This window comes from Rhodospirillaceae bacterium, assembly GCA_016712715.1.
Lineage (GTDB): Bacteria > Pseudomonadota > Alphaproteobacteria > Dongiales > Dongiaceae > Dongia.
In genome coordinates this window covers 870,662-885,300 of the sequence record JADJQM010000002.1, presented here as the reverse complement: position 1 = coordinate 885,300, position 14,639 = coordinate 870,662, and the positions used below count along the sequence as shown (strand labels likewise).

The 14,639-nt window shown below is 62.3% G+C and carries 13 protein-coding genes and 1 pseudogene; 3 read left to right on the top strand and 11 right to left on the bottom strand.

Annotation, left to right across the window (positions count from 1 at the left end; genetic code table 11):
* Positions 1-14 precede the first annotated feature (14 nt).
* From IPK59_14965 to IPK59_14915, 11 genes and pseudogenes are all read right to left on the bottom strand, one after another.
* Entirely contained in the window at positions 15-1,544 is a 1,530-nt protein-coding gene (locus IPK59_14965) for a F0F1 ATP synthase subunit alpha (protein MBK8160005.1), read from the bottom strand.
* Positions 1,544-2,107, bottom strand: coding sequence for a F0F1 ATP synthase subunit delta (locus tag IPK59_14960; protein ID MBK8160004.1), 564 nt, complete (start codon positions 2,105-2,107; stop codon positions 1,544-1,546). The genes IPK59_14965 and IPK59_14960 overlap by 1 nt, the downstream gene beginning before the upstream one ends.
* 329 nt (positions 2,108-2,436) lie before the next feature.
* Positions 2,437-3,546: a substrate-binding domain-containing protein gene (locus tag IPK59_14955; protein ID MBK8160003.1), complete on the bottom strand. Its 1,110-nt coding sequence runs from the start codon at positions 3,544-3,546 to the stop codon at positions 2,437-2,439.
* Positions 3,543-3,995: a 5-bromo-4-chloroindolyl phosphate hydrolysis family protein gene (locus tag IPK59_14950; GenBank protein ID MBK8160002.1), complete on the bottom strand. Its 453-nt coding sequence runs from the start codon at positions 3,993-3,995 to the stop codon at positions 3,543-3,545. The genes IPK59_14955 and IPK59_14950 overlap by 4 nt, the downstream gene beginning before the upstream one ends.
* Complete coding sequence (locus IPK59_14945) at positions 3,985-4,158, bottom strand: hypothetical protein (protein ID MBK8160001.1); 174 nt, start codon at positions 4,156-4,158, stop codon at positions 3,985-3,987. Before IPK59_14945 ends, IPK59_14950 begins: the two co-directional genes overlap by 11 nt.
* Before the next feature lie 54 nt (positions 4,159-4,212).
* The gene (locus tag IPK59_14940; protein MBK8160000.1) at positions 4,213-5,817 is read right to left on the bottom strand and encodes a substrate-binding domain-containing protein; all 1,605 of its coding nucleotides are present in this window, start codon (positions 5,815-5,817) and stop codon (positions 4,213-4,215) included.
* 41 nt (positions 5,818-5,858) lie between these two features.
* Positions 5,859-6,994: pseudogene (locus IPK59_14935) on the bottom strand (toxic anion resistance protein).
* Between the two features lie 141 nt (positions 6,995-7,135).
* The gene (locus tag IPK59_14930; GenBank protein ID MBK8159999.1) at positions 7,136-7,804 is read right to left on the bottom strand and encodes a glutathione S-transferase family protein; all 669 of its coding nucleotides are present in this window, start codon (positions 7,802-7,804) and stop codon (positions 7,136-7,138) included.
* A 46-nt stretch (positions 7,805-7,850) separates the two neighbouring features.
* Complete coding sequence (locus tag IPK59_14925) at positions 7,851-8,675, bottom strand: glycosyltransferase family 2 protein (protein MBK8159998.1); 825 nt, start codon at positions 8,673-8,675, stop codon at positions 7,851-7,853.
* Positions 8,676-8,727: 52 nt separating this feature from the next.
* On the bottom strand, positions 8,728-9,723 hold the full coding sequence (locus IPK59_14920) for a neutral zinc metallopeptidase (protein MBK8159997.1): 996 nt from the start codon (positions 9,721-9,723) through the stop codon (positions 8,728-8,730).
* A gap of 120 nt (positions 9,724-9,843) precedes the next feature.
* Complete coding sequence (locus IPK59_14915) at positions 9,844-12,045, bottom strand: primosomal protein N' (protein ID MBK8159996.1); 2,202 nt, start codon at positions 12,043-12,045, stop codon at positions 9,844-9,846.
* A 173-nt stretch (positions 12,046-12,218) separates the two neighbouring features.
* Here IPK59_14915 and fsa point away from each other — a divergent pair, with 173 nt between their 5' ends.
* From fsa to IPK59_14900, 3 genes are read left to right on the top strand one after another with little or no spacing between them, the layout of a single operon-like run.
* Positions 12,219-12,875, top strand: coding sequence for a fructose-6-phosphate aldolase (fsa, locus tag IPK59_14910; protein ID MBK8159995.1), 657 nt, complete (start codon positions 12,219-12,221; stop codon positions 12,873-12,875).
* A gap of 54 nt (positions 12,876-12,929) precedes the next feature.
* The gene (locus IPK59_14905) at positions 12,930-13,652 is read left to right on the top strand and encodes a DUF484 family protein (GenBank protein ID MBK8159994.1); all 723 of its coding nucleotides are present in this window, start codon (positions 12,930-12,932) and stop codon (positions 13,650-13,652) included.
* Positions 13,628-14,638 carry a tyrosine recombinase XerC gene (locus tag IPK59_14900; protein MBK8159993.1) on the top strand — a complete coding sequence of 337 codons (1,011 nt, stop codon included), beginning with the start codon at positions 13,628-13,630 and terminating at the stop codon, positions 14,636-14,638. Before IPK59_14905 ends, IPK59_14900 begins: the two co-directional genes overlap by 25 nt.
* Position 14,639 lies beyond the last annotated feature (1 nt).

The window sequence follows — 14,639 nt, the reverse complement described above, 5'->3', positions numbered from 1 at the left end:
TCAACGATCGGGATTTAAGCGAACGACTTGGTGAACGCGCCGAGGACCTCGTGCAGCTTGGCCTCCGTCGCTTTCGAAATCTCACGCTCGGACCGGATCGCATTCAGGATTTCCGGATTCTTTGCCTTGATCTCGCCGAGCAGGCTGGTCTCAAAACGGTTGATCGCGTTGACTGCGATGCCGTCGAGATAACCGCGCACGCCGGAGAAGATCGAGACGACCTGCTCTTCGACCGGCATCGGCTTGTACTGGCCCTGCTTCAGGAGCTCGGTGAGGCGAGCGCCACGGGCGAGCAGCTTCTGCGTCGAGGCATCGAGATCGGAGGCGAACTGCGCGAACGCCGCCATTTCGCGGTACTGCGCGAGCTCGAGCTTGATGGTACCCGCAACCTGCTTCATCGCCTTGATCTGGGCGGCGGAGCCGACGCGGCTGACCGACAGACCGACGTTGATGGCGGGTCGGATGCCCTTATAGAAGAGGCCCGTTTCCAGGAAGATCTGGCCGTCGGTGATCGAAATCACGTTGGTCGGAATGTAGGCCGAGACGTCGCCGGCCTGGGTTTCGATGACCGGCAGTGCCGTCAGCGAGCCATTGCCGAAATTGTCGCTCATCTTGGCGGCGCGTTCAAGGAGGCGGCTGTGCACGTAGAACACGTCGCCCGGATAGGCTTCGCGTCCCGGCGGGCGGCGCAGCAACAGCGACATCTGGCGGTAGGCGACGGCCTGCTTCGAGAGATCGTCATAGAAGATAACGGCATGCATGCCGTTATCGCGGAAGAATTCGCCCATGGCGCAGCCCGAATAGGGGGCCAGGAACTGCAGCGGCGCCGGTTCCGACGCGGTCGCGGCAACGACGATCGAATATTCAAGCGCGCCGTTGTCTTCCAGGGTCTTCACGAACTGCGCAACCGTCGAGCGCTTCTGGCCGATGGCGACGTAGACGCAATAGAGCTTCTTCGATTCGTCGGCGCCGGCGTTGGCGGCCTTCTGATTGAGAATGGTGTCGAGGATGACGGCGGTCTTGCCGGTCTGGCGATCGCCGATGATCAGCTCGCGCTGGCCACGTCCGATCGGCACCAGGCTGTCGATGGCCTTCAAGCCCGTCTGCATCGGCTCATGCACCGATTTGCGCGGGATGATGCCGGGCGCCTTCACTTCGACGCGGGTGCGCTTCACATCGGTGAGCGGGCCCTTGCCGTCGATCGGGTTGCCGAGGCCGTCGACCACGCGGCCGAGCAGGCCCTTGCCGACCGGCACGTCGACGATGGCGCCGGTGCGCTTGACGGTGTCGCCTTCTTTAATGTCGCGGTCGTCACCGAAGATGACGACGCCGACATTGTCGGATTCGAGGTTGAGGGCCATGCCGCGGATACCGCCCGGGAACTCGACCATTTCGCCGGCCTGGACATTGTCCAACCCATGCACGCGGGCAACACCGTCGCCCACGCTGAGGACCTGCCCCACTTCGGTGACATCGGCCTCGTTGCCGAAATTTTCGATCTGCTGCTTGAGGATTGCAGAGATTTCGGCGGCACGGATTTCCATTATCCAACCCCTTTCATGGAGAGCTGCAGCTTTTGCAGCTTGGTTCGAATAGACGAATCAATCATGCGGCTACCCACTTTGACGATCAGGCCGCCGATAAGGTCAGGATCAATCTTGACCTCCATCGTCACCTTGGCGCCATGGGCCCGCTTGATGGTTTCAGTGAGAGCATTCTGTTGTTCGGCCGAGAGCGGCCTGGCCGACCAGACCAGCGCGGTCATTTCACCGCGGTGATCGGCCAGCATTTTCTTGAAGGCCTGGATCATCGCCGGCAGCGCAAAAAGGCGCCGGTTCTGCGCGAGAAGGCCGAGAAACTTTGCCGTGAGCGGCCCGAACTGGGCCGCCTGGGCGATGCTGGCGATCGCCTTTCCCTGCTCGGTACGCGTGAGAATGGGGGAATTGATCAGGCGCCGGAAATCGGCTGATTCATTGGCCATCTTGGAGATAGCGGCAAGATCCGCCACCACGGCGTCGAGCTGCTGCTTGTCGTCAGCGAGATCAAACAGGGCACCTGCGTAACGCTTCGCAAGGCTGCCTGTTTCTGTCGCGTTCTGGGCTGCCACGATGTCGCCCCCATCCCTGGTCTTAAATATTGATTTTACGGAGAATTCCGAAACGGCATCGGCGCCGGCACAAACTCAACCGGCCCGTCTCAGCAGATTTCCGCGCTGCGACAGGCGGCGGGTTAGTAACATATGGTTTCGGGCTAATCAACAGGCCCAAGCCGGGCTGCCGATCGATTCATCAAGTCTCTGAAATCGGACGATAATTCGCTGTCGCCCCCTAGCCTGAAATATTACCTGCGCGAGATGCCGCAGCCGTGAGGACAGGGCCCCGCCGTTAACAAGTTTGCCAGAGGGGCGAAGATCGGCGTCGATGGCGCATCTGGCGGTTACCCAGCGGTCGCCAATTCGGCCGTCAGGCTCAGCATAACGTCGGCGTCCGGCATCGGCACGATCGCTGTCAGGGTCTGCGGAATGGTGAAGCCGGAAGCCGCGTGCGCCGCTCCGTCGACGGCGCCCAGTGGCCCGCGAAAACCATGCTCTGTCCAGGCAATGCCCAGAAAGTCGTCAGACTGGAGGGCATCAATCAGGGTCAGGGCCTCCGGCGCGACGGCGATCAGCGGGTGCGCCGAGAAAACCGTCGGTGTCGGATAGAGCATCACGGGCTGCGGTCCGCCGGACTGCCTCACCCGCTCCCAACGCCCCGGATCCGCGAGGCTCCATTCCAGAAGTTGGCTTTCGTAGCCTACGACCAGCGGATAGGCGCCCATGCCGCCCACCAGGTAATCCTCGAACAATTTACCCGAGGATGGCGCCATGAAGCCCATGCGCCTGAAGATCGTGTTCAGCATGTCCCGATCCCGACCAACACTGCCAAGCGTCGCCACATCATCATTCAGGATGTCGGCCGCCAGTCCGGCAAACATGAACCCACTGTTGGAGCGGTTTGGGTCGGTCGATAGGATACGCAACTTGCCGTAGAGTTCAGGCACATTGACACTGGCCCAGCTGCCGCCGTCGATATGCGCCTGTAGCAGCCGCTTGGTTTCGGTGATGTAGTAGTTGCCCCTATCCTGCGTCACGATCCCGGCCTTCATCAAGCCCTGCGCGACCGGCTCCCAGCTGTAGATGACGATCGGCGAATTGACGATCACCTGCGACCTCTGGATCTTGACCTTGCTCTGCTTGGCCAACTCCACCATGACGTCGGATGACGGCCACAAGAACTGCGGCTTCTGTGCCAGCAGCGCTTCTTCGCGCACCATTTCGACGCTGCCTGCCTGCCGCGCGTCGAGAGCAAGGCCGAATTTGTCAGCCAGCAGTGCCTTCACCCTCTCGTTCGATAGCAATTGCTTCTTCTCGCCGCCTATGAAGCCGAACAGTTGTTTGGGCGTCGGCTTCATCAGGAAATTATGGTCGCGCAAATAGAGGCCGCCACCAGTCAGGGCAATGGCACCACCCAGCAGACCCAAGCCAAGCTGTCGGCGCGTCAAGCTCATGGCCGTGACTCCAATTCCTGTTTGATACTGCTTTCCAGCAGCGCCAGATCGACATCCAGCGATTTCGCCTGGCCCTCGACGAGGCGCTGGCCGAAATGTTGAAAGGTATCGTCGATGCGCCCAAGAACGACCCGGACGCGCTCGACGCGCGCCGGGTCGAGTTTGCCGCCGGATTCGATATCGGCATAACTTTCCGTGATGTCGCGCGTGCGCGGCAAGTAGACGGCGACGAGACGACGGATATCGGCAAGCTTGGCTGGCTCCGCCTCGACCTGCTTCAACAGGTTCCGCGCCGTAATGACCAGATGGCCAACGGTTTTGGCGACATCTGGCGTGCGGATGCGCTTGGCGGCTGCCTCAATGGCATCGAGATCGTCGTCTGCATCTTGGAGGGCCGCCTGCGCCGCCAGGACATTGCCGCGCCCCAATGCGGCCGCATCAACCCTCAAGCGGACGTCGTGGCGCCAGAATGAGGGCCAAGGCGGCAAACAGCACGATGGCAATCGGTACGGCCGCATAGAACGGAATATCGGCGCCAAACACCGCCGCCGGCAAAGCACCAGCCGCTGCCAGTCCAGCAATCAGATAGCGGCCGTCGCCCCTTACATCCATGTCATCCGCCCGCTGGCGACAGCCATTGTCGAGATCATCATCTGCGTCGCCGATTTAATTGTAGCCGCGTGCGGCCCGAAAGGCGGCACGCAGATCCTGCTTACCATCGAAGACGCGGGCACGCGACAGGTTTGCCAGTTCATCGAGCTGGCTTTGATCGGCATCACCAAAGGTAATGCTGAAAATGGGCACGGCCGGCTTGCTGCTCCAGGATTTGCGGAAACCCGCTGCGTCACCTTCGCTACGGCCATCGGTCATGACCAGGATGGCCGGCAGATAGGCGTCGCGATCCGGCTGCTGATTGATCCAGGCCTCGGCCGCTTCCAGGCAGCCATACATATCGGTCCCACCATCCGCGCGATGCTGCGTGACGAAATCGAGGAGGCCGTCCTGGTCGTCCGGGGTGCCGCTACCATGGTGCGACGCGACGACACGGTTGTTGAAAATGATCACGTTGATCTTATCCTTTGGCGTCCATTGCACCAAAGCCTGGGCCGCCTCGCTGGGCGTCAAGACGAAGCGCATGGCTTCCTTCAGTTGGCTTTCGCCTTCGCCGGCCATGCTACCCGAATAATCGAGACAGAAAGCCGTCAGCGAAGGTCGTCGCAGGCTTTCCTGGTAGAGCGTCAGGGCATGGCTGATGACGGCCGGCGCCGGGCTGCGCACGGTGGTCACCAAGCGACCGGGATCGAAATTCCAATCTGGTTCGGCCTTCGCCTCTGCCGCAGCACCCCCGGCAGCGGCCACACGCCGGCCAGTGGCCGCGATCTTCGCCTGTACATCCGGCGAATGCAGATACTCCTGCAGCGCGGCGAAACGCGCCACGACATCAGCGCCACGTCCGCGATCAATGAAGCCCAAAGGCGAGTCGGCAATGAAAACACCGTCGCTGGGATAGACCGCCCATAGTTTCTCGCCGCCCGTTTTTGCCACCGCGTCGTTCGTTTCCTTCAGCACCGCCTCGTAATTCCACATCGCGTCGAATTCGGTGCCATCGGCCCGCTTGGCCAGGAACAAGTCCTTCAACCAGCCACTCGAACCGGAGGACCGTTCGACACCCGCAAGCAGGCCGCGGATCTTGTCTTGCAGCTGCGGATCGTCGAGGTCGCCGGGTTCGAGGACATCACCTTTGCCGATCAGCACTGCCAGCATGGCGAGATAAGCCGACGCGCCGGAATTCGATTGCGTCGCAGACGTCATCAGGAATTTGAGCTTGCCCGCTTTGACCGCTTCGACAATCTCGTTGGTCGACACCGGTCGATCGATCCAACCCAGCTCTTTGGCCTTGCCAAGGCGCACACCGAGAACAACCGGCGATTGGCTGATGGACTGCAGATCTTTCACCTGACGACCCGTATCGAACAGATCGACCCAAAGTGACGCTGCCGGCCAGATGGCGTCGACCTCCGGTTTGGTGCCGGGTGCCAGCATGATGCCGATATCAAGCGAGCCCTTATAGTCGAAGCTGCAGGTCATGTTCTGCGACCGGCAGAAATCCGCGACGATCGGCTCCAATGTCATGTTTTCCGAGCCGGCCACAATCTTGAAATCCACCGGGGCTTTCTGTTCGCAGGCGCAGAGCAGGATCGCCATCAACATCGCACAGACATGCAGGGCGCCCTTTTGGCCAGCCCTCGGCAACAACCAACCTGTTTTCATGGTTCTTGGCTCCAGAACGGCAAGGGAAATCGGCAAGAAGGCTATGACCGGGCAACCTTCAATTGGCCGGCCTCGGACAGTGTCTTGCGTAGGTTTTCGGTCATCTGTTCCATCTGCTTTTCCGCAGCCGCCCGCTTGGCCGTGCCTTCACTCTGGACCCTCACCACTGAATTGATGGTGTCGATAAGATCCTGGTTGGCCTTCGCCAGCGTCTCCATGCTGACTAGGCCTTCCTGACTTTGCCGCTCAATCTCCACCGCCTGCGTTTTCATCATTTCCGATGCCTGCCGGATCATTTGATCGGTCGCGTCCGTGACCGTCTTCTGGAGTTCCAGCGCTTCCTTCTGTCGATTGAGGCCAAGCAGGAGGATCATTTTCTGCTTCCAGGCGGGCACGGTCAGTGAGACCGAGGCCTGCAAATTTTCGATCAACGTCTCGTCGCCGGCCTGCACGATACGGATCTGCGGCAGTTGCTGGATGCCGATCTGACGGGCCTGTTGCAGATAAAGACACGCTTGCGCAGGCGCTCGACCGCCTGCACTGCATCCTGATAGGCCTGCGCCTGCAGCAAGCCGTCATTGCCGCTGGATGCCGCACCATCGACGGCTGCCTTCAGCTTCGGCAGTTCCTCTCTCTCGAACTGATCGGCAAAGGCCTTGCCCGCCTCGATATAGGCACTGAGCGCTAGGATCGAGGTTTGGGTCTCGTCATGCAGTTGATCAAGGAGAGCAATATCGCGGCGGAGGATCTCCTTGCGCTTTTCCAGCTCCAAACACAGGCCCTCGATCTGGCCGGAAACTTCTTCGAAACGAGCGCGGAATTTGAGAATGCGCCGCTCAACCGAGCCCAGTAGCCGTTCGAAGAAGCCTGCTTGCTCCAGGGTCGCCGGATCGAGACCCTTCGCCTTGGCGATGATGTCGGTCAGCAGGTTGCCGGTGTCGCCCAACTCCTTGTTCTTGGTCTGGCGGAGCACGCGTTCGGCAAAGTCGGTGACACTGCGCTGGGCCTAATCGCCGAAATCGATCAAGGCTGCCCGATCGTCAAGCCGCAGTTCCGATCTGATACGCGTCACCAACTCGGCGGATGGAATGAGCGCCGGCAGGTCGGACGTATCAGTACCACTGTTGACCGGTGCGATTGCTGATACGGTCACTGAGTTTGTCAAAATTGCCCCCATTTGCGTTGACGCCCGTTGCTGTGGCCGCACGACGACTTGTCGCTGCTACCACAGGAAGAACCTAATGAAGAGCAATCCCAGTGATAAGGGAGGCAAATGTGACGTTTTTGTTGCAGTTACATGGTGAACTGGAAGGGGGCATCAGCCCAAAGCCGGCGACAATTCTCGGTCTGCCGCGGCGATTTCGCTGGCCGCCTTGGCGAAAGCAGGCCGCGCCAGAAGCCGACGGTACCAGGCCGCGAGCCCCTTGTGAGGGGAAAGAGCCGGACCATTCAGACGCTGGGTGAAGAGAACGGTCATGAACAGGCCGATATCGGCGACGCTGAGGCTGCCGCAGAAGAAATCCTGGCCGCCCAGCTTCCGGTCGAGATCGGCGAACCGCGCCTCGATCACCCCCTCGGCCGCCTTGCCGGCGGCCTCATGCGCCGCATGGCGTGCCGGGTCAGGATGGGGTGGTTCGGTCCGGAACAGGAGTTGCCGGACCGGTACAAACAGGATCTCGTCGGCATCGAGCTCCAAGAGGCGGCAGCGGGCCCGTTCCTGCGGTGTCGCCGGGTAGAGTGGTGGGTTGGGGTAAAGCTCGTCGAGGTACTCCAGCATCACGGTCGAATCGAACAGGGCGAGATCGCCATCGACCAGCACCGGCACCTGGCGCTTAGGGTTCACCGCCACCACCGCCGGATGGCGCGGTTCGTAGCCCCGCTCCTGGGTGAAGGCGACAAACTCGCGCTCATAGGGGATGCCCTTCTCATTGAGGGCGATCTCGACCTTGCGCGAAAAGAGACTTAGCGGCCCGAGATAGAGCTTCAGCATGATGTGCCTCGTCGAATTGGGCGGGAACAATACAAGAACACACCTAGTCGGACAAGCCCCTGGCAACGAAGCTTTGGAAGTCGAGCGCCGGATCAATCGCCGCCGCCACGCCGAAATTCGCATTCATGCGTTGCCACCGGCGAAAGACCGCCATGGCCGCGGCGTGATGGGCCGGCGGAATCAACGTCGCGCCACTGGCGATCATCGCCATCAGGCGGTCATAGCCGGCCCCGATCTCGGTGATGAAATGATCGCCCCTGGTCGTCGAATTCGGTCGCAATCGAAGCTCATAAGTTGCTGCCGATGCGAAAGGCGCCCGCCCATCGCACAGCGCCAGCGTCTCCAGATCGAACAGCACATCCTCTGCAAGGACGTCTCGCCAGAGCCGATCGGCGCGACGCCGTGTGATGCCGTGAAGGGAGCCGAAGGCGTGGGCAAAATCAGCAAAATCGATCACATCGCCCAGAGGCCCGATCCTGCGCACAAGCTTGCCGTCCCAATCGGTGAGGTGGGTCGAGCCGAAGGCGGCACCATGACGTTCCGCCAAGGGCATCAGCTGAGCGAGATAGTCCGGCGCCCACAAATCGTCGGCATCAAGGAGCGCGATGAAGGTGCCCCGCGCCGCACCCAAGGCGCGGTTGCGGGCCATCCCGGCGCCGGTTGGCCCGGACACTTCGCCAAGGACACGCACGCGCGGATCGAGCGCCTGCAGGAACGTGTAGTCGGTCGCTGCGCGCGGCTCATCGGGCGCAATGAGAACTTCAAAATTCGCATGACCCTGCGCCAGCGCAGACTGCACAGCGTCTGCGATGAAGTCGACGGCCTGAAAGGCCGCGATGATGATGGAGACCTCGGGTGCTGTGCTCACACAAGGAGATTAGCCAAGTGCACCGGGTTCCTCAATTCCGCAATCCGCCGCGCTAGAGCTGTGACGCATTGAAGGTGTCACAGGCTTCCATATCGCCGGTGTCGAGCCCGCGTTTGAACCAGCGCACGCGTTGCGCGGAACTGCCATGGGTGAAGCTGTCGGGTGTCACCCGGCCGCTGGCTTCCTTTTGCAGGCGATCATCACCGATGGCGCTGGCGGCTCCCAGCCCCTCATCGATATCGCCAGGCTCCAACCGCAGGTTTTCGTCCTGCGCCTCGACCTGATGTGCCCAGATGCCGGCGAAGCAATCGGCCTGCAACTCGACGCGGACGGAGAGAGCGTTGGCATCCGTTTCGCTCATCTGCGCGGTAGCCTCGCGCACCTTTTCATCGATGCCCAGCAGGTTCTGCACATGGTGCCCGACCTCGTGCGCGATGACATAGGCCTGGGCGAAGTCGCCGGGCGCTGCGAACCGGCTTCTGAGGTCGCGATAGAAATCGAGGTCGATATAGACCTTCTGGTCGGGCGGGCAATAGAAGGGTCCCATGGCGGATTGCGCATAGCCGCAGGCCGATTGCACCGCGCCTGAGAACAACACCAGTGTCGGGACCTGGTAGGTGCCGCCGGCCTCCGCGAAGATGCCGCCCCAGACATCTTCGGTGCTGCCGAGGATCACGGCGACGAAGTCCTTCAATTCGGATTCCGTGGCATCGCCGCTGCCTGTGGTTGAAGAGGGAACATAGCTCGACTTGCCGCCGAGGACGTCGCCGACGACATCGCCATTGCCACCGGTGCCATCATAGCTGCTGCCACCCGATGTTCCACCGGTCATGCCGGAGAGGATCGCCATTGGGTCGACGCCCATGAAGCTCGCGATCACGAAGAAGGCGATGATACCGACGATGCCAAGGCCGCCGATACGGGGGCCCCGGCCACCACCCAGGCCCCCGCCGCCCAGGCCACCGAGCCCGCCAAATCCACCGCGAGAGCCGCCCGACCCGCGCTGATCCGAAACGTTTGAACTGCGTCGCCCACCCCGCCATTGCATGACGTGGCACTCCCCTATCGTGTCGTGCAACCAGACTAGCACGACGGAGCCGGGATTCAGAATCACCCCCGCCCATAACAGCTCAGGGGCGTTGCAGTTCCCAGCGGTACTTCCGCAGCATCAGACGAAGCTGTAGGGATCGATGTCGATCTGCAGGCGCAGGTCGCCGGGGAATTTCTGGCCGCGCAGCCAGGTCCTTAGGATTGTTTGCGGCGCGATATCGCGCCGGGTTTTCAACAGGAAGCGGATGCGATGACGACCGCGCAGCAAGGCGAGCGGTGCTGGTGCTGGTCCAAGGACTGTAACGCCCTCGCGATGCGGCGCCTGGCGCGCAAGCTCCTGCGCCTTGGCCGTCACGGCAGGCAATTCACGGCCTGAGATGATGAGAGCTGCGAGACGACCATAAGGTGGCATGCCGGAGAGACGGCGATCTTCCGCCTCGGCCGCCATGAAGGAGTCGCGGTCGCCGGATTTCAAGGCCTGCATCACGGCGCGGTCCGGATCATAGGTCTGGAGATAGACCCGGCCGGGCTTGTCGCCGCGCCCGGCACGGCCCGCCACCTGTTGCATCAGTTGATAGGTGCGTTCGGCCGCGCGCAGATCGCCGCCGTGAAGACCAAGATCGGCATCGACCACGCCGACCAGTGTGAGATGCGGGAAATTGTGGCCCTTGGCGATGATCTGCGTGCCGATGACAAGATCGACCTCGCGTTCGGCCACACTGCGCATCAGGCTCTCGGCCTTTGCTGGACCCGTCACCGTGTCACTGGTCAGCACCAGGCGGCGCGCATCCGGGAACAATGCCGCCGTTTCCTCCGCCAACCGCTCAACACCGGGACCGCAGGCGGCAAAATGCCCCTCGGCGCCACAGGCGGGGCACGATGGCGGCACTGGCGCTTCGAAGCCGCAATGATGGCACATCAGCTTCTGATGAAAGCGATGCTCGACCAGCCAGGCCGTGCAGCGCGGACATTGCAGACGGTGCCCGCAACCACGACACAAAGTCAGCGGCGCATAGCCACGCCGGTTGAGGAACAGCAACGCCTGTTCGCCGGCCGAAAGGACGCGGTCGATCTCGGCCCGCAGGCTTGGTGCGATCCACGAATTCTTGAGCGGCTTGTCACGCCTGAGATCGATGATGTCGATCACCGGCATGGTGGCGCCGCCGTGACGGTCGGGCATGTGGAGTGCGCGATAGCGGCCGGTTTCGACATTCACCATGGTTTCCAGCGATGGCGTCGCCGAGGCAAGCACCACCGGGATCCTGGCAAGGTGGCCGCGCACCACCGCCATGTCGCGCGCCTGGTAGATGACGCCCTCTTCCTGCTTGAATCCGCTTTCATGTTCCTCGTCGACGATGATGAGGCCCAGATCGCGGAACGGCAGGAACAGGCTTGAGCGTGCGCCCACGACGACGCGCGCCGTGCCATCAAGCACCGCGCGCCAGGTCAGGCGGCGTTCCAGCCCGGTCAGTTCCGAATGCCACTGCGCCGGCAGCGCGCCAAAGCGTATCGCAAAGCGCTTCAGCCATTCCGGCGTCAATGCGATTTCCGGCACCATCACCAGCGCCTGCCGGCCGGCGCGCAACGCGGCGGCGATCGCCTCGAAATAGACCTCCGTCTTGCCCGAGCCGGTGACGCCGTCGATCAGCGTGACGCCATGCTGCAATTGTGCCAAATCCTGCGCCGCTGCTGCCTGTGCCGATGACAGGGACGGACCAAGGGTCGCGGGATCCGGCTGGCCGAAGGGCCGCTTCTGGCTGAGCGTCACCGCGCGCAACAAACCCGTCTTCCCCATGTCGCTGATGACACCGGCACTGACACCGGCAAGCCGCGCCAGTTCCGTCGGTGGCAAGGGCGGCGATTGCTGCAGCACATCGAGAACGCGTTGGCGCGTCGGTGTGAGTTTTGCACCTTCCGTGGCGCCGATCGCCCAACCCTTGAGCGCGCGCTCGGGCTCCAGCGCATCCGGCACGCTCATTGCCATGCGCAGCACGGCCCCGACCGGCGCCATCGTATACTGCGCCACCCAGTCGATGAAGGCGCAGGTAGCCTCCGGCAGCGGGGGCAAGGCCAAGCGCGCGGTGACAGGTTTCAGTTTGGCCGGATCGACATCGCCGGCAGCAGCACCCCACACGACGCCGGTGACTGTGCGCCGTCCCAAGGGCACGGTCACGAAATCGCCCCGGGCGAGGGTCACGCCGGCTGACGTCAGTTCCGGCGGTACCAGATAGTCATAAGGCTGAAACAGCGCCAAGGGTACAAGCACACCAACCGCGGGTGGCGGCGAAACCACAGGCAGGCCCGGCAGGGTCTCCGGCATGTTATCGGTTTCGGTTGGCATTGCGGAGCTCGGGGGCTAGACTCGGGGTGAATTTGATTCGCCGCACAGATGCTCATACTGGCACTTGATTGGGCGATCTATATAGCCTAGTGCGTGGCGCATCACCGATAAAGGCCTGGAGGTTTCCGGGCGTTACTTTCAGGAACCCTGTCATGAAGTTTTTCGTCGACACCGCAGACGTCAAGGAAATCCAGGAGCTTGCGTCCACAGGCTTGCTTGATGGTGTAACAACCAATCCGTCCCTGGTCGCCAAATCCGGACGTCCGTTCCTGGATGTGATCAAGGAGATCTGCACCATCGTCGATGGGCCGGTCAGCGCCGAAGTGACCGCGACCGATCACAAGACCATGCTGGCGGAAGGTCATAAGCTCGCCAAGCTCGCGACCAATGTCTGTGTCAAGGTGCCGCTCACGGTCGATGGCCTCAAGACCTGCAAGGTCCTCTCCTCGGAAGGCACCAAGGTCAACGTGACGCTATGCTTCTCGGCAGCACAAGCGCTGCTCGCCGCCAAGGCCGGCGCCACCTATATTTCGCCCTTCGTCGGTCGCCTCGACGATATTGGCCAGGACGGCATGGAACTCATCGCCGACATCATCCAGATCTATTCGTCCTACTCTGCGCTGAAGACCGAGGTGCTGGTGGCTTCCGTCCGTCATCCGGTGCATGTCATCGCTGCTGCCAAGATGGGCGCCGATGTCGCCACCCTGCCGCCGGCGATTTTGAAGCAGATGTACAACCACCCGCTGACCGATAAGGGCCTGTCCGCGTTCCTTGCGGATTGGGCCAAGACCGGCCAGTCTATTCTGTAAGAATGGCCATTCTGTAAGTTCGTTTGAGAACGTAACGGCTGATCACGAGTAGCGATGTCGGAACCGGTCGAAGACGTCAAAGCGAAACCGAATGCGGGCGTCAGCGCCGCGCAGGTTGCTGCTTACCTGAAGCGCAATCCGGATTTTCTGTCGCGTCATCCGGAATTGCTCGATGCCCAGGTCAGCCCCAAGCGCCACAAGGGTGAAGGCGTCGTCGATCTGCAGCAGTTCATGATGGAACGGCTGAAGACGGATGTGCAGCGCCTGCGCGCCGACCAGGACGAGATCATCGCCAACAGCCGCGACAATCTCAACACCACCGAGCGGATCCACAATGCGGTCATCGCCTTGCTCGAGGCGGAGAGCTTCGAGCAGTTCATCGAGATCGTCACCGGCGACTTGGCGTTCCTGCTCGAGGTTGACGTCGTCTGCCTGTGCCTGGAACTGACCGACGTCACCTCGCGCCGACCCAAGCATGACGGCATCCAGTTCCTCGACCGGGGTGCCGTCGACCGGCTCATCGGCAAGAACCGCAAGGTCTGGCTGCGTGACGAGGTCGAGGGTGACCCTGAGATCTATGGCGGGGCGGCCGACCTGGTCCGCTCCGACGCTGTCCTGCGTCTGTCGATCAGCAAAGTGGCGCCGGCCGGCCTCATCGCCTTCGGCACGCGCCATCCCGGCTATTTCCATGCCGGCCAGGGGACCGAGTTGATGAGCTTCCTCGGCCGCATCATCGAATTCGGCGTCCGCTCATGGCTGGATCTGCCAAAACCCTGAAGACGCCGTCACAAGCCCGCTCGGCCGATGCGACGGCCGAACTCGCCGCCAATCCGCTGCTCTTTGCCAAGGCCGATCTCGTGGCTGCTTTGAAGAACTGGCTGGCCTACCTCGCCCAGGAACGCCGCGCCTCCGCCCACACCATCAGTGCCTATCAGACCGATGTCGGCGACTTCCTCAAATTCCTGAGCTTCTATGACGGCGACGCGCCGAACGTGGCGCGCCTTGGCGCCCTCACCCGCGGCGATATCCGCGCCTGGCTGTCGCAACGGGGTGGTCGCGGCCTGGTAGCTGCCAGCAATGCCCGCGCTCTTTCTGCCATCAAGAGCCTCGCCCGCCGCCTGGTGCGGGACGGCAAGATCGAGATCGGCGTGCTGGGGACACAGCGCGGGCCACGCCTGCCGCGCTCCGTGCCGAAGCCGCTCAACGCCGCGGAGGCGGAAGCGACGCTCGACAATGTCGACATGCTTCATGACGAGCCCTGGCTGCAAAAGCGCGACCTCGCCGTCCTGCTGTTGCTCTATGGCTGCGGCCTGCGCATCTCCGAGGCCCTGGGCCTCGCCCGCAGGGAAGCTCCCCAGGCCGGTGGGACGCTGCGCATCACCGGCAAGGGCAACAAGACGCGGATCGTCCCTGTCCTGCCCGTGGTGGCGGAGGCGATTGCCGACTATCTCGCCATCTGTCCCTGGCCGATTGCCAAAGACGGCGCCTTGTTCGTCGGCGCCAAGGGCGGGCCGCTGAAGGCGCGGCTCATCCAGCGGTCGTTGCAGAAACTCCGCGCGCAATTGGGATTGCCGGAGACAGCGACACCGCATGCCCTGCGCCACTCCTTCGCCACGCATCTCCTGGCCGGCGGCGGCGATCTCCGCGCTATCCAGGAATTGCTGGGACACGCGTCGCTCTCCACCACCCAGCGCTATACCGAGATCGACGCCACGCAATTGATGAGCGTCTATCAGGCGGCCCATCCCAGGGCGAAGGCCTAGC